Source organism: Flavobacterium mesophilum, assembly GCF_039581405.1.
Lineage (GTDB): Bacteria > Bacteroidota > Bacteroidia > Flavobacteriales > Flavobacteriaceae > Flavobacterium.
This window is the reverse complement of record NZ_JBCPXZ010000002.1, coordinates 694,839-719,800: the sequence shown is the minus strand read 5'-3', so window position 1 is coordinate 719,800 and position 24,962 is coordinate 694,839. Positions and strand designations below refer to the sequence as shown.

The 24,962-nt window shown below is 33.8% G+C and carries 15 protein-coding genes; 14 read left to right on the top strand and 1 reads right to left on the bottom strand.

What is annotated here, in order from left to right; genetic code table 11:
- Positions 1–111: 111 nt before the first annotated feature.
- The 12 genes from AAYQ19_RS07540 to AAYQ19_RS07485 all read left to right on the top strand — a co-directional run bounded on the left by AAYQ19_RS07540 (position 112) and on the right by AAYQ19_RS07485 (position 20,312).
- Positions 112–1,260: a FecR family protein gene (locus tag AAYQ19_RS07540; RefSeq protein ID WP_343535563.1), complete on the top strand. Its 1,149-nt coding sequence runs from the start codon at positions 112–114 to the stop codon at positions 1,258–1,260.
- A 170-nt stretch (positions 1,261–1,430) separates the two neighbouring features.
- Entirely contained in the window at positions 1,431–4,757 is a 3,327-nt protein-coding gene (locus AAYQ19_RS07535; RefSeq protein ID WP_343535561.1) for a SusC/RagA family TonB-linked outer membrane protein, read from the top strand.
- 10 nt (positions 4,758–4,767) lie between these two features.
- Positions 4,768–6,213, top strand: coding sequence for a RagB/SusD family nutrient uptake outer membrane protein (locus AAYQ19_RS07530; RefSeq protein WP_343535559.1), 1,446 nt, complete (start codon positions 4,768–4,770; stop codon positions 6,211–6,213).
- 16 nt (positions 6,214–6,229) lie between these two features.
- Positions 6,230–7,003, top strand: coding sequence for a DUF4843 domain-containing protein (locus tag AAYQ19_RS07525; RefSeq protein WP_343535557.1), 774 nt, complete (start codon positions 6,230–6,232; stop codon positions 7,001–7,003).
- A 33-nt stretch (positions 7,004–7,036) separates the two neighbouring features.
- On the top strand, positions 7,037–8,527 hold the full coding sequence (locus AAYQ19_RS07520) for a PKD-like family lipoprotein (RefSeq protein WP_343535555.1): 1,491 nt from the start codon (positions 7,037–7,039) through the stop codon (positions 8,525–8,527).
- Between the two features lie 69 nt (positions 8,528–8,596).
- The gene (locus tag AAYQ19_RS07515; RefSeq protein WP_343535553.1) at positions 8,597–9,472 is read left to right on the top strand and encodes a thioredoxin family protein; all 876 of its coding nucleotides are present in this window, start codon (positions 8,597–8,599) and stop codon (positions 9,470–9,472) included.
- Between the two features lies 1 nt (position 9,473).
- Complete coding sequence (locus AAYQ19_RS07510) at positions 9,474–10,949, top strand: retropepsin-like aspartic protease (RefSeq protein ID WP_343535551.1); 1,476 nt, start codon at positions 9,474–9,476, stop codon at positions 10,947–10,949.
- 23 nt (positions 10,950–10,972) lie between these two features.
- A complete protein-coding gene (locus AAYQ19_RS07505) occupies positions 10,973–12,361 on the top strand; it encodes a TlpA family protein disulfide reductase (RefSeq protein ID WP_343535549.1) in 1,389 nt (462 codons plus the stop codon).
- Between the two features lie 180 nt (positions 12,362–12,541).
- Positions 12,542–15,352: a M16 family metallopeptidase gene (locus AAYQ19_RS07500; RefSeq protein ID WP_343535546.1), complete on the top strand. Its 2,811-nt coding sequence runs from the start codon at positions 12,542–12,544 to the stop codon at positions 15,350–15,352.
- 148 nt (positions 15,353–15,500) lie between these two features.
- The gene (locus tag AAYQ19_RS07495; protein ID WP_343535544.1) at positions 15,501–17,543 is read left to right on the top strand and encodes a protein-disulfide reductase DsbD family protein; all 2,043 of its coding nucleotides are present in this window, start codon (positions 15,501–15,503) and stop codon (positions 17,541–17,543) included.
- Between the two features lie 136 nt (positions 17,544–17,679).
- On the top strand, positions 17,680–19,542 hold the full coding sequence (locus AAYQ19_RS07490) for a TonB-dependent receptor plug domain-containing protein (RefSeq protein WP_343535542.1): 1,863 nt from the start codon (positions 17,680–17,682) through the stop codon (positions 19,540–19,542).
- 143 nt (positions 19,543–19,685) lie between these two features.
- Positions 19,686–20,312 (top strand): response regulator, encoded by a 627-nt coding sequence (locus tag AAYQ19_RS07485; protein WP_343535540.1) that lies wholly within the window; start codon positions 19,686–19,688, stop codon positions 20,310–20,312.
- Here AAYQ19_RS07485 and AAYQ19_RS07480 read toward each other — a convergent pair.
- Positions 20,309–23,350: a sensor histidine kinase gene (locus AAYQ19_RS07480; RefSeq protein WP_343535538.1), complete on the bottom strand. Its 3,042-nt coding sequence runs from the start codon at positions 23,348–23,350 to the stop codon at positions 20,309–20,311. The genes AAYQ19_RS07485 and AAYQ19_RS07480 overlap by 4 nt on opposite strands.
- 180 nt (positions 23,351–23,530) lie before the next feature.
- Between AAYQ19_RS07480 and AAYQ19_RS07475 the strand changes: the two genes are divergently transcribed.
- Positions 23,531–24,091 carry an NAD(P)-binding domain-containing protein gene (locus AAYQ19_RS07475; protein WP_343535536.1) on the top strand — a complete coding sequence of 187 codons (561 nt, stop codon included), beginning with the start codon at positions 23,531–23,533 and terminating at the stop codon, positions 24,089–24,091.
- Positions 24,092–24,276: 185 nt separating this feature from the next.
- Positions 24,277–24,918: an NAD(P)H-binding protein gene (locus AAYQ19_RS07470; protein WP_343535535.1), complete on the top strand. Its 642-nt coding sequence runs from the start codon at positions 24,277–24,279 to the stop codon at positions 24,916–24,918.
- Positions 24,919–24,962: the final 44 nt, after the last annotated feature.

Genomic DNA, 24,962 nt, shown 5'->3' with positions numbered 1-24,962 from the left:
GGGCTTTTCTTAAAAGATTAAAAAAAATCAAAAAAAAATACAATTTGGACTAGGGGGTAAATGTCTTTTTAGATACTTACCTCATATACTCCTGCATTAATAATTAAAAAAATGAAAAAAGAAGAATTCTTAACGTTATTAAACCGATATCTTTCTGGTGATACGAATCGGGAGGAGAATAAGCAGTTGTTGCATTTTTACGAAAGTTTTCAAACTTCTGAAGAATGGGATGATGCGTTAGGACCAAAAGAAGAAATTCAAAGTAAAATGCTTCATCGGATTCAGAAAACAATAAAATCTGAAGAAACAAAAGTAATTTCGTTACGACCATTTTATTCAAGAACAAGTTTTAAAGTTGCAGTTGCGGCTTCAGTTGCAATGCTGATTTCCATTTCGTTGTTATTCAATACAGGAAAAAATTCAAGACAAAATATTCCGGTTGTAGCCCATAAAAATATTTTGATTGGAAGTGATAAGGCAACATTGACTTTAGGAGATGGATCTGTTATTGAATTGAAAAAAGGGGAATCTTACAATCAAGGAAATGTTTCTAGTAATGGAGAAAAATTAATATACGATTCAAAAAATGGCAAAACTGCTGCAATCGCAAATAACTTTTTAACGATTCCGAGAGGAGGACAGTTTTTTGTTCAATTGGCAGATAGCACAAAAGTTTGGCTGAACTCAGAATCACAATTAAAATACCCAGTTGCTTTTGTCGATGGAGAAACTAGACAAGTCGAATTGGTTTACGGAGAAGCTTATTTTGAAGTTTCGCCAAGCACAAAACATAAAGGTTCAAGATTTAAAGTCAAAACCCAAGGACAAAATGTTGAAGTTATTGGAACCGAATTTAATATCAAAGCTTATAAAGACGAAACGGCAATTTATACCACATTAGTAAAAGGAAAAGTTGCGGTAAGCAATTCAAGCAATAAAGAAATTTTGGCGCCAGACCAACAATCGAAAATAAGCAGTCCTAACGGAAGTATCTCAATTGCTGAAGTTGATGTTTATAATGAAATTTCGTGGAGAAAAGGATTGTTTGTTTTTAAAGGAATGCCTCTTAAAGATATTGCAAAAGTGTTGTCAAGATGGTATGATGTTGATATTGAGTTTGCTGATCCAGCACTTGGAAATGTGAGATTTAATGGCGTATTGAATAAAAATCAAAAATTAGAAGACATATTAACGACAATCAAGAATATTAATTTTATTAATGCCTATGAGAAAAAAGACAATAAGATTATTATAAAATAAAAAGAAAAGGGATTAAAGTTCAGACCTCTCACCGTACCGCACTTCATCCCTTTCTGTGTATTAATCAATTAATCATTTAACAACCGACCAACCAATTAACATGTAAATTTATGAAATTTAAATTAACCGACGTTCTTTTCTATTTTAGAAAACGACTAATTATTAACATTATGAGAACTTTCATATTCTTGTTTTGTACTGCAATTTTTGGTTTTTCTCCCGCAAATGTATTTTCGCAAAACACAAAAATTGTTATTGCAGCTGATAAAACGGTAACTGTTGACGAAGTTTTTGATATTATAAAGCAGCAAACAGACTATACTTTTATTTATCAGGAAGATTTATTTAAAAAACTACCCAAAGTACATCTTAAAAAAGGTAAAATCAGAGTAAATGATTTATTAGAAGCGAGCTTTCCTAATAAAGATTTCGATTTTAGTTTGTCAAACGGAAACACGATTTTGGTTAGAAAATTGCCCAAAGAGAATCCAGTAGTTTTTCAGTCAAAAATGATTGAAATTAAAGGTACAGTTACCAATGATAAAAATGAACCGCTTCCGGGCGTAAACATAAAAGTTAGAAACAGCAATGTTGCTGTACAAACTGATTTTGATGGAAAATATACAATAACTGCTCCTGAAGACGGACAAATTTTGTTTACTTATATTGGACACAGAGCGCAGGTTGTAGCGGTAAACAAAAGAAAGCTGATTAATATTTCTTTGGTTCAGGAAACTAAAGAACTTGGCGGTGTTGTCATAAATACTGGGGTGACAGTGCGTAAAAAAGAACTTATTACAGGAGCTGTTTCTACCTATAAAGGTGAAGAATTGAGACAAGTTTCTACACAAAATGTGGTTCAGGCCTTAAAAACCATAGATCCGTCTTTTATTGTTTTGAATAATAATATAGCGGGATCAAACCCAAATGTTTTGCCAACAATCGAGGTGAGGGGGCAGACGAGTTTGACGACAAATCAGGTAAACGATCAATTTAAAGAAGATCCGAATCAGCCTTTGTTTATTTTGGATGGTTTTCCAACAACTTTGCAGCAGGTTGTCGATTTAGATATCAATAGAATCGCCAGCATCACTCTTTTAAAAGATGCAGCTTCGACAGCTTTATACGGATCACGTTCTGCAAACGGAGTTGTCGTTATTGAAACGAATAAGCCTGTTGCAGGAAAATTACAAGTATCCTATGTATATAATTCATCTTATGAGCTGGCAGATTTAAGTGTTTATAATTTAATGAATGCCGAGCAAAAATTAGAATTTGAAAGACTTTCAAGAGCATACATAGTACCGCGTCTTGGTGACTATGCTACTCAATATAAATGGGACGAAATCTACAATCAACGTTTAGCAAATGTGCGTCGCGGTGTCGATACGTACTGGTTGAACGAACCTATTCAAATGGGAATCACTTCGGGACACAGTTTGACCATTGGAGGAGGATCAGATGAATTTAGATTTAATCTTGCAGGAAATTATAAGACTTTGTCAGGAACTATGAAAGGTTCTGAGCATAATACATGGGGATATAATGCAAACCTGATTTATAGAAAAAACAAATTAAGTTTTAACAACAACTTTTTTGTTTCTGGAGGAAATAATCAAGAATCTCCTTATGGCGACTTTTCTATCTGGGCAAAAGCAAGTCCTTATTATCCAAAATATAATGAAGATGGTGTCGTAACACGTTATTTAGATGGAACTTCTGTTCCAGTTGGAAACCGAATTGTAAATGATTATGTAAATCAAGCTGTAAATCCTTTGTACAATGTTCGTTTAAATAGCTTTGATAAAGGAGTTGATTTCAACTTCACAAATAACTTTGCAGTAAATTATGATGTTAATCCTCATATCAAAACTACGGCCGCAATTTCGGTTTCGAGATTGCAGACAACAGGAACAAAGTTTATCTCGCCAGATGACACACAATTCATTAATAACACGCCAACAGAAAAAGGAAGTTATAAAAGAAGTGATTTTCTGACCAATAAATGGAATGGTAATATTGGAGGAACCTATTCAAATGTTTTTAATAATGTTCATTCGGTTAATTATACTTTAAGAGCTTCTGCCTTAGAAACGAGATATTCTTCTTATAGTTCTGTTTTAAGAGGATTTCCATTAGGAGTTGCAGGTAATCCAAATTTTGCTTTTGGATTTGAATTAAATTCACAACCGGGCAGTTATAGTGAAACTGTTCGAAGCGTAGATTTGACGAATCAATTAAACTATGCTTATAACCGAAAATATCTGCTTGATTTAACTCATACAATTTCTGGAGCAACAAACTTTGGAACAAATAAAAAATACTCACCTTATTACGGTATTGGTATTGGATGGAATTTGAACTATGAGTTTAAGATGAATGAAGATATTGTAAATATCCTAAAACTGCGTGCCAACTTTGGTCAGACAGGAAATCAAAATCTTGTAGGATTTGCATCTCATGACATTTATACGTACGATCCTAGTACTAATATTTTTGGTGCGGGATTAAATGTTTCGCAGTTGGCCAATGTCAATTTGGAGCCTCAAAAAACAAAAGATTTGTCGGTAGGATTAGATTTGGGAATGTTTAGAAACAAGTTAACAGCTACTTTGGGAGCATATAGACGTCAGACTTCTCCTCAAATTGTTGCAATCGATCTTGCGGCTTCAACGGGAGTTACCGCTTATCCGCTAAACATTGGTTACATTACTACACGAGGTTTAGAGCTTAAAGCTAATTATACGTTTATCAACAATACAAAAGCTAATTTTTATTGGGGAGTTGGATTAACGGCAACTACAAACGAAAATGAATTAGGAGGTTTTAACAATGCTCTTGCTTCATTGAATGATGCAGCCAAAAAAACAACGAGCCTGACAAGATATTATGACGGAGCAAGTACAAATGATCTTTGGGCAGTACCTTCTTTAGGAATCGATCCAGCTACTGGAAAAGAAGTTTTCTTGAAGAAAAATGGTGAAACTACTTTCATTTTAGATAAAAGTGATGAAAGAATTATGGGTAATTCAAGAGAAATTGCAACTGGGGTATTTTCTACAAGCGTTAATTATAAAAATTTTAGTTTAGGATTATTTATTCGTTACAGTTTTGGGGCTGACCGATTTAATACTGCTTTATATGATAAAGTTGAAAACATCAGTTCAAGCAATATTTTTGACAATCAAGATGCCAGAGCTTTTACAGACCGCTGGACAACTCCAGGACAATTGGCACAATTTAAAGCCATTAGTTTGACAAACAATACTCCAATTTCTTCAAGATTCATTCAAAAAGATGATTATATCTCAGGCGAATCACTTCGTTTAGGATATCGCGTAACAAATAGAGCATGGCTTAACAAATCAGGATTAGCTGGTTTAGGATTCAATGCTTACGCAAATGAGTTTTTCAGAGTTTCTTCTATAAAAGCAGAACGTGGAATCGAGTATCCTTTTTCAAGAATTTTTTCTTTAAGTCTAAACGTATCATTTTAATACAGTAATAATGAAACAGTATTTTAATAAAATAGCATTAGTAATCCTGATTACATTCTCGGCTGCAGGCTGCAGTGACTTTTTGGATGTACAACCTCAGGATAAAATTTTAGAATCTCAAATATTTGAAAATGAAGCCGGAATGCAAAATGTACACAACGGACTTTATTTAAGTTTGGTTTCTGATGATCTTTATGGACGCCAACTTACAATGGATGCAGTTGAAATCTTGGGGCAACAATATAATATGTCAAGCAGTACTAATAATAATAAAATTGCTGCATATTCTTATACAGAAGCATTTCCTAAAGCAAGGTTTTCTAGTATTTGGGAAGCAGGATACAAAACGATTTTGTATGCCAATAAGTTTTTGGAAAGCATGGACGAACATAGCAGTATTGTATCACAAGAAAAAGCAAATCTTTTAAAAGGAGAAACTATAGGAATACGAGCAATGCTTCATTTTGATATGTTGCGTTTGTACGGACCAATTTATAAAGTAAGTCCTGATCTTTCGGCGATTCCGTATTATGATTCAGCAGTTACTGCAAATCAACCGATACTTCCGGCAAAAGATGTTGTGGCTAAAATTCTTGCCGATTTAGATAGTGCTTTAGAATTGTTGCAAAAAGACCCTATTCTTACTTCAGGAAAATACATGGCAACTTCTGATTTTGATGGAAATCCTTATTACTCTGCCAACAGAGGTTTGCGAATGAATTATTTGGCGGTAAAATGTCTAAAAGCACGTGTATTATTGTATTCAGGAGATAAAGTGGGAGCTTCTAAAGTGGCAAATGAAATTATCAATTTTACTAAATCGACAACCTTTTTTCCATGGACTCCATTTTCTGAAGCAACAAATGCTTCAAATCCAGATCGAATTTTTTCTTCTGAGAATTTTTTCGCTTTAAGCGATTATAAATTGTATTCAAAACAAAAAGCGCTATTTGATTATAATTTAGGAGATGCAATAATTTATGCTCCAATATTAAGCAGATTAACAGCAGTTTTTGAATCAAATGATAACGATTACAGAAGTTTGCCAAGCTGGAAAGTTCCTATCGTGGGCGGAAAAACGCAAAAAACGTTTTATAAATATGAAGATGTAGTCGATAAAGATAAGTTGTTCCGTTTACAGATCCCTATGATCAGACTTTCAGAAATATATTTGATTGCTGCAGAAACAGCTCCTGTAGCGGCAGATGGGATTGGATTTTTAAATACACTTCGTTTTAACCGCGGATTGTCGAATTTGGCAGCAACTGCAAACATAACGACAGAAGTTACAAAAGAATACAAAAAAGAATTTATTGGCGAAGGACAGTTGTTTTATTATTATAAAAGAATCAACAGTGCTACGGTTCCTAACGGTTCTGCGACTTCTGGAAACATCACTATGGGAGCGCTTCAATACGTAGTGCCATTGCCGGACATCGAAGTTAATTTCCAATAATTTAAAACGAAGTAACATGAAAAAAATATTGATTTTTAGCATATTGTTTTTAACATTTATAGGCTTTAGTTCCTGTGATCATGAAGAAATTGCAACGTACTCAGGAACTGACAGTATTTATTTTGCTCCTGCAGTTTTCGGAATTTCTGATGGTGCGACTACAACTATAACAGATAGTATAGGATTCACATTTGCTTTGGAAAAACCTGAAGTTGCAGGGAAAGTTTATAATATTCCAGTTTACGTTCAGGGAAAAATGAGTGATGTCGACAGAAAGGTAAAAGTGGTTGTCGATCCTAAAAGTACTGCAATTGCAGGGACTCATTTTAAAATTCCTGAAAATTTTACAATACCTGCTGGCAAGATTGTAAATGATCTTCCCGTGACTGTTTTTAGAACTGCAGACATGAAAAAGAATGGTCTTTTACTGATTTTGAATTTAGAAGAAAACGAATCCTTTAACACCAATATGAAAAGTAAGGAGGTTAATGTGCTGACTCACAAAACAATTAGTTTTATTAAGTTCAAACTTTCTTTTGATGATAAATTGACGCAACCAATAGGTTGGTATGCGCCGTATTTAGGAGTTTTCTCGGCAAAGAAATTTTTCTTGATGTGTAATTTAATGAATCTGGATCCGACTATTTTTAATCAGAAACTGGGTTCTCCTGGTCTTGCAATTGCTGATTTTGTCTATTATCAGGCTTTTATGAAACGCTATTTGGCTGACCAAAAAGCTTCGGGCAATATTATTTATGAAGAAGACGGAAAAGAAATGATCTTTCCTTAAAAATCATTTAGTAAATTTTTAAAATAGAACATTATGTTAAAAAATATAAAGATTCAATTTATTTTGTCCCTGATGCTGGTTTTATGCTATAGCTGCGCACAAGACGAAGGAAATTATGACTACAATGCAATTAATGAAATTGCCGCAACAGGCATTGAAGAAGCGTACACCGTTTATACAGGAGATAATTTCAAAATTACCCCAAATCTAAATGCAACTCTAGACGACAGCACAAATCCTGATCGTTATAGTTTTGAATGGGTAGCGCTTAATCCGGCTAAACTTTTGTTAGAGTCGAAAACAATTATTGCGACTACTAAAAATTTTGATACTACGGTAAAATTAGCTCCTGGTAAATATAATGTCTATTACTTTGTTAAGGACAATGTTACTGGGGTTGTATGGCAACAAAAACCATTTGTTTTAAATGTAGTTTCTGCTATTTATGAAGGCTGGCTTGTTGTTGGTGACGTAAATGATAAAGCACGTTTAGACATGATTTCTATAATACCTGGTGTCACGCAGCCTCGTATTATTACAGATGTTCTGGATGCGGCAGGTTCGGCATTGAAATTAACTGGAAAAGCTGTAGATGTTTCTTGTTTCAGCAATGCAATATCAGCTTCTGCGGCTTACGGTGTTTATGTGACAACAACCGAAAATGGTACGGCTAGACTTGATCCGGATTCTTTTGGATGGACACAATCACAAAATATCGCATATGAAAGTGTGGGAGGTGCAATGTCGACAAATTTCGGGGTTGACTTCATGAAATCGCCTACAGGAGGCGAAAATTTCCTTTACAGTAAAGGAGATATTTATTATTTCTACCGTGCTTTCAATATAAAATACGGTCTGCCACAAAATATAATGGAAACAGGAACAAAAACATTCTACGCAGCACCTTTTATTGCGGAGAATCGTGGTTCCACAGGAACGCCTGTTTTCTTTGATCAAAATGCACGTCGTTTTGTACGTTTCAGTTATTCAAAAGGAAATTGTTCTGAAATGCCGCCGGTAGTTCCTAGCGAAACAGTTTTGGATTGGAGTAACACCAACTCTGATTTGATCTATATGACAACGTCAAATTTTAATGATTTAGAAAACTTTGCAGTGTTAAAAAATACTACGACAAAGAAATATAGTTTACTGCGTTTTTCTAAAGGTTTAATTCAAAGCTATTATAAAGAAATTTTAAATGCTCCCGATTTTGATAAAGCAACAAAATTTGCTGTGAGTCCAGAATCAGGATATTTATTCTATGCCGTTGGCGGAAAAGTCTATGAATACGATAACGGAACACAATCGGCTAAATTGATGATAAACAAAGGAACCGAAGAAGTTACTTATATTGGTTTTGTTAGTAATGCCAGAGATGCCGATAAAAAACTGATTGTTGGAAGTTACGGAACATCAGGTACAATGGAGTTGTATACAGTTCCACCGGTAAATGGTGATTTAATATTAACAAACAAATACGAGGGTTTGTGCAAAATTGTTGATGTTGCATTTCGCCGTAGATAATTTAACCTAAAAATAAAACCGAATGAGGATGAAATTTCATTCTTCATTCGGTTTCTAAAACCACATTTTATGAGACGTTTTTTTAAAATCGCAAGTGCAGTTTTGCTGCTTGCCAGCTCTTCTATTGCCTTAAATGCACAGACAAATCCAGTTGATGAAAGCTGGGAATTGGCGAAAAAACAAGCACAAAAGGAGAAAAAGTTAATTTTTGTCGATTTGTATTTTACAGGTTGTATGCCGTGCGCACAAATGGACAAAGATGTATTTCCTGACCCTACAGTTGCAAGTGCCTTAAGTGCAGATTTCGTGACTTTCAAATCAGATATTTTGAAAGAGGAAATTGGCAAAAGATTATGTATGAAATACGGCGTTACTGGTTTTCCAACTTTTTTATTTCTGAATGCAGAAGGAAAAGTAATTGACATCGAAACAGGATTTCAAAGTGTAGAACAATTTACAGCTTTACTTCAAAATGCTAAAGATTCAGCTAAAAAAGGAATATTTAAGAAGTACAGTCCGCAAATTCAGGAAAAAGATTATCCAGAATTTTATGCACAGGCTTATTTGGCAAACAAACGAAATGTTTCTTTTGAAACTGCCGATGCTTACTTAAAAGCGCAACCTTCTTTATTGGCCGAAGTTCCTTTTGTAATTATTACAGGTTTAAGAATTGGAAGACAATACGACGATTTTTTTCTGAAAAATGTAAACCAGTTTGAAAAAGATTATGGGAAATCTAGTGTTGAAAATCATGTGTTTACCATTTTGCAACGTAAACGAAAAGAGTTTGAAAAAACAAACGATTTAGCTTCATTCAAAAAATTATTGGAAGAGGTTAAACCTATTTACTCTGCTCAGGATTGGACAAAATACGAAGGCATTCTATTAAAAGATTTCGGTGTTCAAAAACCAGCATCCAATAATCCATATACTTTACAAAAGTAAGATGAAAAAGCTATTAGTGTTCGCACTGACGATTTTCAGCTGTATCAATTATGCACAGCAAAAGAAAGTTCAAGAAAGCATAAAAGCATTTGAGCAGGCTTTTCAGCAGAAAGATTTTAATAGTATAAAAAGTCTTCTAGCACCAGAATTTACGGTTGGAGTAGGAGATTCCTCTTCAAATGAATTTTATTTGAACGGAATTTTCAAAGCTTTTCCGGCGCTAGATTCTATTCAGATTGGGAAATCTGTAACGATTAAAAATGAAACTTTTGTTTTGGTTGATTTTTGTTTTAATGGAAAGGAAAAAAAGCCATCACAAATTGTTTTTAATTCGGAAAATAAAATTTTGTATTTAACCTTTTTCGATGGTTTGTATAAAGTCGATCGAAATGCTGAGGTTAAAAAAGTGGCAAGTATTCCGTTTGAAATTATTGAAAACGGAATCGCCATTAAAATAAAATTAAACAAAGCCGATCGCGAATTTTTAATGCTTTTCGACACAGGCGCAGACGGAATGGCGTTGAATCCTGATAGTGCGTACAAAGCAGGAGTTGTGGTTACGAAAAGCAAATCGGCTTCTGTGGTCGGCGGAAGTCAGCAAGTGCAGTATTCGGCAGATAATACAATTTATATTGGCGATCAAGTTTTGAAAAGTCAAGGTTTGGTCATTTTTCCGAAACACGGTGTTTACGATGGCTTATTTGGCGCTAATCTGCTTCGCAATTTTATTACGTCGGTCAATTTTGATACAATGACAATTGATTTGTACAACTTCGGAAATTTCAATTATTGGGGCAAAGCAAAACCCTTTGTTTTTGATTATAAATCGGGACTTCCGGTGGTAAAAATGAATCTGACTTTTGAAGATAAAAAAACAGTCGAAGGCAGTTTCACTTTTGATACTGGAGCAGGTTATGATTTAATTGCTTATGGACCTTTTAATCATAAAAATAATTTGAAAGCGAGCTTGAAAACCGAATATACTTCTGTGAATTACAGTTTAGGAAAACAAACTAAAATTGTGGGTGGCGCGATTCCAAATATAGCGATAAACGGAAATAACTTTTCAAACGTAACCATTGCCTTGCAGGAATATGACGAAGCCAATAAAAGCTGGGCTTTCGCCGATGGATCTCTGGGAATCGATTTAATAAAACGTTTCAATTTCACAATTGATCTTTTGCATAAAACAGTGTATTTGGAACCCAATAAAAACTTCAAAAAAATGTCTTCTTTTTATTTAGGCGGATTTGATTTGGATTTTGATGAAAACCAAAATTTACTGGTAAAAAGAATAATCGATCAGCAAAATGAAGATCTAAAGAAAGTAAAAGAAGGCGCTAAAGTCACTCAAATAAATGATTTTGAAGCCAAAGATTTATTGAAACCAGAAAACCTCAAAAAATTAAGAGAATCAAAAGAAAGCAAAGATTTCATCATCGAACAAGGTGATCAATCGATGCGAATTTCACTATAAACATCAACAAAAAACAAAAAAATATGAAAAAACACATTTTAAATTTCATTTTGATCTGCGCTGTAGTTCAAATGAGTTTTGCTGCAAATTTTTCGGAATATGCAGTTATTAAAGGAACAGTTTCAATACCAGATTTTAAAGCAAAAGAAGTTACGCTTTATAATGTCGAAGAAGGAAAACCAGCGGTTGCTGCAACTGCGAAAGTCAACACACTTGGGGAATTTGGCTTTATGGTGCCAGTTTCAGCAGCTGGTTTTTACTATGTAGATTACGGTCAGATGAAAAGCCGAAACCAATTGATCCGTTTGTATTTAGAACCAAAATTAGACATCAGCCTTTTGATCAATAAAGAGAATTATGTTTTAAGCGGTAAGAATGTTGGGCAAAATGCTTTGGTGCAAAAAGCAAATGAAATCTACAATGAATTTGCGCCGTTTTCAAGACTTGCGACTAATTTAACGTATGTCGATTTTTATCCTTGGATTGATAAAGGTGTGGCAAAAGCCGATGAATTTTCAAAATCAATCAAAACAAAAGATGCAACATTCAATAAATTATTAAAATTAGCGGTTGCAACCGATGTTGAAGAATTGACGTATACTTTTTTCAGAATGCCAAGAAGCGCTTTTCCTGATAAAGATGATCGTCCAGCGGTTATCAAAACATGGCAGACAGACAAAAAGTTTACAGATTCAGATTTGCTAAAATTGGCAAATGGTCTATCTTTAATGTCAAATTATTTCTTTTATGTGAGCATGAATAGTGGTGTAAATCCGCCACCAAAACGTTTGGATCTGGCTGAAGCGATTACACATATTACAGATCCGGCTTTAAAAGATGTTTATTTGCGCGATGCAGTAGCGACCTCAAGAATGAAAATTGAAGAATATGAAAATATTGCGCCGTCAATCAAACCTTATATGATTTCTAATGAAAGCAAAGCATTTTTAATAGAATACGAAAAAGTACTGCATAAAAATGTTGGTCAAAAAGGATTGGATTTTACCTATAACGACATCAACGACAAACCAGTTTCTTTTTCAGATTTTAAAGGAAAATATGTTTATATTGATTTATGGGCAACTTGGTGCGGACCTTGTAAAGCGGAGATTCCGCACATGAAAAAGATCGAGGAGGATTATCATGGAAAAAATATTGTGTTTGTGAGCCTTTCATTGGATAAACCAAAAGACGCACAAAAATGGAAAGATTTCGTAACCAAAGAACAATTAAAAGGAATTCAGTTGATGGCAGACAAAGATTTTGGTTCAGATGTAGCTAAAAACTATGACGTAAATGCGATTCCAAGATTTTTATTGTTCGATACAAAAGGAAATATCATCAATGCCGATGCACTTCGTCCGTCAAATCCTGAATTGAGAGTGCAGTTGGATAAATTATTGAAGAGCTAGACAAGCAAATCAATAAAACATTTAACACATAGAAACATAGATTAAAATATAAAGAGAGGTAATTTTAGAATTAAGATTTTCACATAGCAACTATGTGAATTTAAAAAAGTGAAACGCCTTTTATAGATAGCTAATGCTATGTTTCTATGTGTTTAAATTTAAACATCAAACAAAAAACAAATGAAAAAAACAATTATAGTTCTTCTGCTTCTGACAGGTTTCATAAGCTCGTCGCAAGCACAGAATTTTAAATCAACAGACCCAATTGCGGTCAACCAAAAAATAAAAAAAGGTGTGCTACCAAACGGCATGACGTATTATATTTACCCAACGGATGTCAATAAAAATACGGCCAGTTATTACATTATTCAGAATGTGGGATCGATTTTAGAAAATGACCAACAAAAAGGTTTGGCGCATTTTCTGGAGCATATGGCGTTTAACGGAACCAAACATTTTGAAGGAAAAGGCATTTTGAACACGCTTCAGAAACAAGGTGCCGTTTTTGGAAAAAATATCAACGCTTATACGAGTACAGACGAGACGGTTTACAACTTAGACAATATTCCGTCAAAAGATGGAAGTGTGGTTGATACTTGTTTATTGGTGTTGCACGATTGGTCTAATTTTTTATCGTTAACAAATGAAGAAATTGACGCTGAGCGCGGTGTAATTACTGAAGAATGGCGTACGAGACAAAATGCTCGCGCTAGAATTTACGAACAATTAGCGCCATATTATTACAACAATTGTTTGTATGCTGACCGTATGCCAATTGGGGATATGGATATTATCAAAAATTTCAAATATCAAGCATTAAAAGATTTTTATAAAGATTGGTATCGTCCAGATTTGCAGGCAATCGCTATTGTTGGTGATATTAATTCGGATGAAGTTGAAGCGAAAATCAAAAAGCTTTTTGCCGATATTCCGACGCCACAAAATCCGAAGAAACGTTTCGAAATCGCTATTCCGGAGAAAGCAGAACCAACATTCAAATTGGCTTTAGACAAAGAGATTTCGGCTTCTAATCTTAGTTTTATGATTCGTCATGAAGCAGAAAAAACAACGAATACGTACGCCGATTTAGAAAAATCAACCCAAAGAAGCATTGCTTTTTCAATTTTGAATAATCGTTTGGCGGAATTGGCACAAAAACAAGAATGTCCATTCAAAGGCGCACAAATTGGTTACCAAAATTACACGCGTTTAAATGATATCTGGATTTTGAGCGTTTCACCAAAACCAGAAAAACAAGCTGAAGCTTTTGCTGCAGTGATGAACGAATGGATTCGCGCCTATAAATTTGGTTTTTCAAAAGGAGAAATCGAAAGAGCAGCTAAAGAAATCATTTCGGGCTATGAAAATTACTTGGAAAAACTAAACGAGATTTCGCATAAACAAGTAATCGGAATGGTAAAAGACGATTATTTGGATCACGAAGTAATCGCCGATCCGAAAGCTGAATTCGAAATGACAAAAGAGATTTTGAAAAACCTGGACAGCAAAATTCTTCAGGATCAAATAGCCAAATTATATACAAAACAAAACCGAGTTATTACTGTAACAGGTGTTGAAGGCGAACAAAATCTGAATCAGGAAAAAGCTTTTGATATCATCCAAAAAGCTGAAAATGATGCTTCAATACAAGCTTATGTAGATACTTTTGAAGGAAAAACACTTTTAGGAAATCTGAAAATCAATTCAGGAAAAATCGTTTCTGAGAAAAAGGAAACTGCGATTGATGCCACAACTTTTGTGTTAAGCAATGGTGTAAAAGTGCATTATAAATTTGCAGATAAAAACAAAAAGGAAGTAGAGCTTAAAGCGGAAAGTCTAGGCGGAACTTCTTTATATGCACCGCAAGATCTTCCTTCAATTGGCCGTGCAACAGTTTTGGCAATGATGTCTGGAGTTGGTGAACTTTCAAATGTTGATTTAGAAAAGGTTTTAAAAGGAAAAATTGCAAATTCTTCGGTAAGCATCAGCTCTCTTAAAGAAATGGTTTCGGGTTCTGCAAATGTAAAAGATATCGAAACGATGATGCAATTGGTTCATTTGCGTTTTGTTCAGCCAAGATTTGATAATCAAATGTATGCGCTTATGAAACAACGATTGGAAAATTTGTTGAAAAACAGAGCAAACGACATAAATGCGAAAATGGAAGATAGTTTATCAGCTGTCGTTTACGGAAAAAATAATCCAAGAGTACAGCCATTCAATCAAAAATACATTGATGATTTGTCTTTTGATAAAATGAAAGCGTTTTATCAGGATCGTTTTGCCGATGTTTCTAATTTTGAATTTTATATTGTTGGAGATGTTACACCTGAAGTTTTAAAACCGTTATTGGAAAAATATATTGCGAGCATAAACGGAATCAAACGCAAAGAAAAATTTAAAAATGAAGTTCCGAAATGGGTTTCAAATAAAATCGATCACGATGTTTTCATTAAAATGGAAACACCAAAAAGCTCCGTTCGTATTGCATTTTTAAAGGATTGTGCGTTTACTCAAAAAAACAGAATTCTAGCTTCTTATTTGGGTGATATCTTGACTTTGCGTTATACCGAAAGTCTTCGTGAAAAAGAAGGCGGAACGTATGGCGCGGGTGTAAAAGCAAGTGTTGATAAGCTTCCAATTTCAAAGGCAAGTCTTCAAATTAATTTTGATTGTGACGCTGATAAAGTAGAACATTTGTTGCCAATTGTTTATCAGGAAATTGATAAAATCAAAAAAGGAGAAATTACTACAGAAGATGTCGAGAAAACCAGAACTAATTATTTGAAATCAAGAGAAGACAGCAAAAACTTTAATAGTTACAGCATGAACTTGATTTACAATTATTTTGAGAACGATTACGATATGAATGATCCTAAAAATTATGTTGATATCGTAAAAAGCATCACTGCAAAAGATATTCAGGAGTTTGCAACTTCACTTTTAGATAAAGCTGATTCGATGGAAGTTGTTTTCAAACCCTTAAAATAATCTGAAACTTTTTTAATTACTAGAATTTAATTTGTACTTCCGTAATCAATTGATATTTTGAATTAGTAAGCATTATTAATTGCAATATCGGAATTTACGAGGGGGTTGTTTTTTGCTATTCAGCCCTCTTTTTTCTAAAATTTTATCCATGAACAAGAACATATTTTTAGTGAGTCTGCTGTTGTTGTTTACAATAATGGTAAAGGCTCAGATATACAATCCCATCAAGTGGAAAACCAGTGTCGAAAAAATTTCAGACACTGAATACGAATTGCATGCAAAAGCATCTTTAGAAGCTGGCTGGCATTTATACAGCCAAGAAGTTTCAGATGGCGGACCAATTCCAACTCATTTTACTTTTACTAAAACCCCCGATTTTCAATTGGTTGGAAACGTAAAAGAAGAAAAAGGAAAAACGATCAATGATCCTGTTTTTAAAATGTCGATCAAGTTTTTTGAGAAAGAAACCACATTTAGACAGCGTATAAAAAATATTGGAAATAAACCTTTTAAAATAAAAGCTGAGGTTGAATATATGGTTTGCAATGATGAAAATTGCTTGCCACCGAGTTATGACGAACTTGAATTTAGTGTAAATCCAACTGTAAGCAAAATTGCCACAAAAGAAATTGCTCCAGTTGAAGTTGTTGAAGAAAAAATAAGAACAGATTCAGCATCGACAGAAGTTAAAACAGAAATTGGTGTTCAGGAAAAAACAGTTTTACCGGCAAAAAAAGTGGTTCACAAAAAGCTTAATAAAGCCGAATTAGATAGTTTATGGACAATTTTTATTTTGTCGTTTTTCTCTGGTTTTGCCGCTTTGTTAACGCCATGTGTTTTTCCAATGATTCCAATGACGGTAAGTTTTTTTACGAAACAGAGCAAAACCAAATCACAAGGAATCAGGAAAGCGATTTTTTACGGCATTTTTATTATCACAATTTATATTTTTCTTGGTGCGGTAGTGACCTGGGCTTTTGGCGCTGATTCGTTAAATGCGCTTTCAACAAATGTTTGGTTTAATTTGATTTTCTTCGTGCTTCTAGTTGTTTTTGCCATTTCATTTTTGGGAGCATTTGAAATCATGCTTCCAAATTCATTGGCAAATAAAGTAGACAGCCAAGCAGATCGAGGAGGCATTGTCGGAATTTTGTTTATGGCTTTGGCCTTGGCAATTGTGTCTTTTTCATGCACTGGTCCAATTGTAGGAACGTTATTGGTCGAAGCGGCTTCAAGAGGCGGTATTGCACCTTTTATGGGAATGTTCGGTTTTTCTTTGGCTTTGGCTTTGCCTTTTACTTTGTTTGCAGCTTTTCCGGGTTGGCTGAATTCACTGCCAAAATCGGGTGGATGGTTGAATTCAGTAAAAGTTTTTTTAGGCTTTTTAGAATTGGCTTTGGCTTTTAAATTTTTATCTAATGCTGATTTGGTTCTGCAATTACATTGGTTGGAAAGAGAAACTTTTCTCGCGATTTGGATTGCCATTTTTGCAGTACTGAGTTTGTATTTGTTTGGAAAAATTCAATTACCACATGACAGTCCGTTGTCACATATCAGTGTGGGAAGATTAAGTCTTGGAATTGTTGTTTTATCGTTCACTATTTATTTGATTCCCGGTATTTGGGGAGCGCCATTAAAACTGATAAGTGGTTTTCCGCCACCGTTAAACTATAGTGAAATCCCGAATGGTTTAGGAACAAACTCTGATGAATTGACTTCAAAACTGCCAGAAGGAGCTGAATTTGGTCCGCACAACATTATCGCTTTTACCGATTATGATTTGGGAATGGCCTACGCCAAAAAAATGCGCAAGCCCGTTATGATTGACTTCACAGGGCATGCTTGTGTAAATTGCCGAAAAATGGAAGATAATGTTTGGTCGGATCAAAAAGTGCTTAAGGTTTTGAAAGAAGATGTAGTACTGATCTCACTTTATGTTGATGATAAAAGAGAATTGCCTCAAAACGAACAAGTTGTTTCTGAATTGACAGGAAAGAAAATAAAATATATCGGGCAGAAATGGAGTGAATTCCAAACTGTAACCTATAAAACCAATGCGCAGCCTTTTTATGTATTGGTAAATAATGAAGGCGAAACTTTGAATGAAACTTCGGCATATAATCCTGATATTGAGGATTATTTTGGCTGGCTCCAAAGTGGAATTTCAAATTTTAAAAATAGTTTTAATTAATTTTTATTTATTGTTACCCAAGGTTAAATTGAAAAAAGGGAATAGCATAATAGCTATTCCTTTTTTTTTGCAACTATTTAGGGCTTGTACGTCGTATAATAAGGTGTTACTTTTGCAAAAAATTACCAAACCAAAAATGAAGAAAATCTATATTGCTGTACTAACAGTAATTTGTACCAATTTTTACGCACAGACTAAGAAGGATTCCATCAATCAAATGGATGAAGTTATAATTAATGAGAATCGTTTCAATACTCCAATTTCAAAACAAAATAGGAATGTTTACATTATCTCTAGTGAAACGATTAAAAAACTTCCAGGAAGAACACTTCAGGAGGTATTGCAATACGCCAACGGAGTTGATATCCGTCAAAGAGGACCATTTGGAACACAAGCCGATATTAGTGTAGATGGCGGAAGTTTCGAGCAAACTGTAGTTCTTTTAAACGGAGCAAAAGTGATTGATTCTCAAACAGCTCACAATATGCTTAATTTGCCACTTCCAGTAGAAGTTATTGAAAGAATTGAAGTGGTTCGCGGGCCGGCAGCAAGAATTTATGGAATTAACAGTTTAACTGGAGCGATCAACATTATAACTAAAAAGCCAACAGATTCTGGATTTTTAGTGAGCACTTATGCAGGTTCAAATTTTGAGAAAGACACTCAAGATTCTGGAGATACTTTTTATGGAACTGGAATTCAGGCAGGAGCTGTTTTAGGAAAAGAAAAACAACAACATTTGATTTTTGCTTCTCATGACAAAAGCAATGGTTACCGCTACAACACAGCATTCGAAAACAATAAAATTTTCTATCAAGGAAATGTTCAGATTAATGATAAGAATCAAATTTTAGGTTCGGCTGGTTATATTAATAACGGATTTGGTGCTAACGGATTTTACGCGGCTCCTGGGGATAAAAATTCGACAGAAATTGTTCAGACCACTTTTGCAAATATTCAGTCAACGCATCAAATTACGGAGAGTTGGAAAATTATGCCGAGAGTTACTTATAGATACAATTATGATGATTATCGTTATTTAGGAAACTCTAATTTGGCTGTCGGAAGAAGCCAGCATTATACCAATTCGATTGCTGGAGAATTGAATTCGACGGTTAAATTAGCAAAAGGAGAAATTGGTTTTGGGGCTGAATTCAGAAACGAAGACATTCATTCGTCAAATATTGGAGATCACGATCGTGAAAATGTTGGGCTTTATGCTGAATATCGAACAAGTTTTTCTGAAAAATTAGATGTAAATATCGGAACATACTTAAATTACAATTCCGATTATAAATGGCAGATTTACCCTGGAATTGATGCGAGTTATGCCATTACAGATGCATTTAAAATTATTGGAAATGTTGGGACAAGCCAGAGAATTCCATCATTTACAGACTTGTATTTGAAACAAACTGGAAATATTGGAAATCCAGATTTAGATTCAGAAAATGCTTTTCAAAGCGAAATTGGTTTCAAATACAATAAAAAAGCCTTGAGTTTCAATGCGAATTATTTCTATAGAAAAATCGATAATTATATTGATTGGATGCGTAATGCGACAACAGTGCCTTGGCAAAGCCAAAACACAGGAGATTTGAATACAAACGGAATCAATTTGCGTAGTACGTACAGATTTGATTTTTCTAAAGATTCAAGATTGAACATTCTTCTAGCGTACACGTATTTGGATTCGGAATTTAAAAGTTCGCGAACAGAAATTTATTCAAAATATTTGATTTCTTCTTTGAAACATCAAATTACAAATACAATCGATTATCAATTTAAAGATTTCTCTGTTTTGTTTGCAACACGTTTTAACGAAAGAATTACAGGACCATCTTACTGGATTAATGATTTTAGAGTAAGTCAGTCAATAAATAAATTCACCATCTTCTTAGATGCCCAAAATATATTTAACACCACTTATTATGAAGTAGGAGCGGTGCCATTGCCATCGCGATGGTTTACATTGGGTGTGAAACTTGTAACTTTTTAAAGTTAGATTTTTGAAAAATATAGAAAAGGAATAGTGAATTTGCTATTCCTTTTTTTGTGCTTTTGATTCTGCAGAAAAGTTTTTCGATAAAAATTTAATAGTTTAAAAAATAGTGTGTTAATTTGATACGAATTCTTTTTTGTATGAAGCAAATTTTAATAGTTGACGATCATTTGGTAGTGCGAAATGGCGTAGCAATGGTTTTAGAAAAACAAATCGAAAATGTAGAAATTTCACATGCTGAAAATTTCTTTGAAGCGCTCGCGATTTTAAGAGAAAAACCAATCTGTATGGTGCTTTTAGATATCAATATTCCAGGTGGAAAAAATACCGGAATGATTGCTGATATTAAAGCGATTCAGCCCGCCACAAGAATTTTGGTGTTTTCAGCTCACGAAGAAGATCAATATGCTTTGCCTTATATTTCTGCAGGAGCAAACGGCTATTTGAATAAGCTTTGCAGCGAAGAAAAAATGATATTTGCAATTAATTCTGTTTTTGAAACTTCGACTTATGTTTCTCCAGAACTTGTAAGCAAATTGCTAGAAACAAGAGTAAACAAAAAAGCTAAAAACCCATTAGACAGTCTTTCTAAAAGAGAACTTCAAATTGCCGAAATGCTGATCAACGGTAACGGAAATCTTGAAATTTCAAACATGCTCAACATTCATATGTCTACCGTGAGTACCTACAAAGCCCGACTTTTTGAAAAACTTAAAATCACAAATTTGGTTGAACTGATTAATCTTTTCAAAACCTATGACTATTAGTCGTATTCGACCATAATTTCAATAGCGGTTCCTTTTCCTTCCGTGCTGGTAATATTGATATTTCCCTGAATAATCAGCAGAAGTTCAATAATCATGTGTAATCCTAAATGATAGTTTTTTACGATCGGATTTTTGTAAAAATCGAGGTAATACTGAATGAGTTCTTTGCTCATTCCTTTTCCATTGTCGATAATAGTGAGCAATAAGATATTATCCTTAGTTCCTGAAAATAATTCGACACGTCCGTTTTGCGTATTTTTTATGGCATTATCCACCAGATTATGAATAATGATCGACAATGCTTTTTTGTTTGTCCTGATGCGAAGTTTTGGATCAACACTATTGATTACTTCTATATTTTCGGCTTCGGCTATTTTTTCAAAAATGTCAATTTTTTCTTCAATCAAATTATACAATGAATAGCAGTCGTCTTCGAGTTTTTTTCCTTCAATAAAAATAGAAGAGTACTTAATCAGATTTTCAACATATTCATACAATTGCGTAGTTGACATTTTGATTGTTCCTACGTGTTTTTTTAGTTGCGCATCTTCTTGAATGGTTTCATTTTCAAATAAATGCGTGATTGAATTGGTCAAGAATTTCAAAGGACTTTTGATATCATGACTAATGCTTTTGACTAAGGTTTCCTGTTGTTTGATTTCTTGTTTCAGGGTACTTTTTGTCTTTTGCAGTTTTTTGACCGTTGTTGCCAGCTTTTTTGTTTTTATATCAATAACCTCTTTCAGCTTTTCATTTTTTCTTTTTATATAATACAATCGGATGTACCATAGCGAAATTATAAATCCGATAAGCAAAACATAAGTCAGGATCGTAAACCATGCAGTTTGATAGAATTTAGCAGGAACTTTTAATAAAATTTTCTTGTAAACATATTTAGAATCAAATCCAGACAAGCTTCTGATCATCAGCTTATATTCACCAGGAGGCAAAGTAGTAAACGAGATGGATCGTTCATTTTTTATACGTTCCCAACGGCTGTTAGCATTTTTTTCAAGTTTTGCTTCAATATGCAGATTTTCAGGATTGCCATAATACGGATAAGCAATTAAAATGCTAACCCTTTGAAAACTGTTCGGCAAAACAATGGTATCATTTGGCTGTTGCGCTTTTTGATCTACAATTACACGGTCTATATAGAGCTGTTTGCCCGGAAGCAACGGCATAACTTTATTTGGATTAAAGAAAACCAAACCATTTATAGAAGGCAGAACAATATTGTTGTTTTTAAGAAAATTGCTATTTGGCTGGCATCCGCCATTGAATTCGTTGGTCAAAAAACCATCTGATTTGTTGTATTGATGAAAGTAAATGGCACCCGATTTTTTCTTGCTGTATTCCAGCAACGTTTTGCGAGAGATCTGAAAAAGTCCCTTATTAGTCGGAATCCAGAAAAAACCATTTTTGTCTTCTACAATAGCATGTGAGGAACTCAAATAATTGTCTTCGTCTTTTGGGAAAGAGTGAAAAATATTGTTTTCATACAGAAAAAAGCCTTTTTCGTAGGTGGTCAGCCATATCTTTTTTTCACTATCAAAGAAAATGCTTCTTACGTTTATTCCTTCAGATTTCTTTATAAAGGAAAGCTTTCTAGATCTTTTGTTAAATGTAAAAAGTCCTTTTTCACTGCCAAGATAGAGTGTATCATCATCATATTGTGCTATAAAATTGATGTTGTTTTTAAAAATAGCAACCAGTGAAATTTTTCCATTTTTGATGGAATACAATTTTGCTTTGGTTAATTCGCTGTTGCCTAAACTAATCCAAATAGTATTCTCATTATCTTTAAATAATGTTTTCGGGTTCTGATTAAATTTATAGTTAATATGCTTTTTGTAGTTGGTGCTTTTTAAATAGCATTTTATGTTCAAAATTCTAGAAATCCAGATGTTTTTCTCATCATCTTCTGCAATGTTTATTCTTTCAACTAAATCAACAGTTTTTCCAAAAGGAAGACTGTCTAGCAGTTTCTTATTATTGAATATCAGTCCACTTGGCGTAACAACAGTGCTGTCTGTGAAAGTTTGCGCAGCATAATATACTTCTGCTTTTGTTGGATCTTTTTTTACTGATTTAAAAGCAGGAAAACTTATAATGCATAAACCATTTGTATTGCTTCCTAAATAAAGTTTTTGATTGGCTTGGTCATAAAAAACGGAGACGATGTTGCTGTTTTCAAAATCTTTGAATTCAACAATAAATTTTGCAGATAGCCTACCATTTTCATCTTTTAGGCGGTATATTTTATTTTTTACTGAAATAAAAATTTGTTTTGTTGTAATGTTCCAGTAGATTTTAGGATTTTTTGCAGAAGGATCAATATTCAGTTTGCCTGAAAATCTTTTATTTTGTGCAAAACAATCATAACTTCCATCAGCCTTTAAATAAAAAAGATCATTCCCAATAGGGAAAAAGTTATAAACCGAAACATTTTTATAAGCGATTTTATAAATGCTTTTCATTTTAGCATTACAGAGTTCTACTTCTTCGCTATTAATAAAAAAAGTATTTCCGTTTGGTAATTTGATGCAAAATTGCTGTGTCGGATCAATTGAAAGGTATGAGGGCAAACCATCGTGTGAATAAGAATGCTGGCCTTTCCAGATGATATTAGCAGAAGGTCCCTTTTTATTAAAAATCTTGACTTTTCGGCCAGTAATAAGGGCGAGTTCTTTTTTTCCTTCGTTATAACAGAGTAAACTGTCTTTTTGAATACTTCCAAAAATATCGGTAAAACGACTTCCTTGCAGATTTGTATTTGAAGAATTGTATGCCGTAAAAGTATTGCCGTCATATCGAACAATTCCATTTTCTGTAGTCATCCAAATAAAATTGTATTTATCTGCAACTATGGCTTTTATACTGCTTTGAGGTAATTCATTATTATCGGCAGTGTACCATCTAAACGCGTAGTTTTCTTGGCAGAAACCTTTAGCCACGGTAAGCAGCAGGAAAAAACAGCAATAACGAAAAGTAGTAGATAACGTCATTTGTGCGATCAGATTTGTACACACAAACATAACAAACAAAATTTATAATCTGCAGTTTGTAGTTTTAAATCTACAAAAATGTAGGTTTATTGGTACGCTATTACAAATCAATCGATTACAATATAGATTTATATTTGTAGTGTTAACATTTTACTTTTATGATTTAAGAATTTTTTTATGGAATCGAAGTAGATTAAAAAATAAAAAGATATGAAAATTGGATTTATAGGAGTTTGCAGAACAACAATGGATTTAGCAGCACGAGCAGCCAAATCAGGACACCAAGTATTAATCAGCCATACACGCAGCAACAGCCACATGCGGGATCTTGTTCAAATGATGGATGGGAAGGTAAAATTAGTTAGCCGACGCGAAGCTGCAAAAGCAAAAATGCTCGTGTTGTTTATCCCACGGGAAGATATTCAGCTTTTTTTGTCTGATTTGCCAGATATGACAGAAAAAATTTTGGTGCACGCAAACAATCCAATTTACAGTTTAGAATGTTTAGAGCCAAGTTTGAATATGAAATCATCTGGCGAAATTATAGCTTCTTTATTACCAGAAGCACATGTCGTTAAAATACACAATATTGTAGATTCTGATATTCCTGCGCCAACGCATAAAAAGCACGAAAGCAATGAATTGTTTTACACAGGATCAAACAAATTGGCAAAAAATAAAGTTAAACACTTTTTAAAAACTTTAAATTTTTCTGGAATTGATTTTGAAGAAATGTATCTGGAAACTAAGTTCGCGTATTCGCCAAACTAAGTAATAAATAAAAAAAGGGGGAATTTTTTTTATTATACTAGGTTGAAGGTTATATTAATTCACTTTAAAATCTAAAGTTTTTAAAACTGCTTTTTTAAGCAGTTTTTTTTTGTTTATTTTTATGAAGAATTTCTTCAGCATAAAATGGTTTTAGCAGGGAGAAATGTAATTCTTAAAACTATAATATGAAAGCAATACTAATTGGAGCTACGGGTGCAACTGGAAAAGAGCTGGTTGAAGTGCTTTTGAAGAACAATGATTATAGTTCGGTTTCCATTTTTGTGAGGCGATCCATTGGTAAAACACATCCAAAACTTACAGAACATATTGTTGACTTTTCTAAAATTGATCAGTTTAAGAATTTGATTACGGGAGATGTTCTTTTTTCTTGCCTTGGAACGACTTTGAAAGTGGCGGGCTCAAAAGAAAATCAATGGAAAATCGATTTCGATATTCCGGCTGCATTTGCCAGCATTGCTAAAGAAAATGCTATTAAGTCTTTTGTTTTGGTTTCTTCGTATGGCGCTTCTGCTAAAAGCAGTGTGTTTTATTCCAAAATGAAAGGACAATTAGAAGATTTTATAGCCGAGCTTCACTTTGAGCAATATTTGGTTTTCAGGCCTGGACCGCTAATTAGAGAAAACACAGATCGCTTGGGAGAGAAAATTTCTGTCAAAGTGATTAAGTTCTTCAATGCAATCGGACTATTTAAAAATCTAAAACCAATTTCTACAGCATTTTTGGCTGAAAAACTGGCAATCGCGCCAAAGAAACTTCCGTCAGGAACCACTATTCTTGAACTCGATGCAATTTTGAACTTGAATTAAAAATATTTTATAATAATTTAAAAAGCCTTGAAGAATATTCTTTA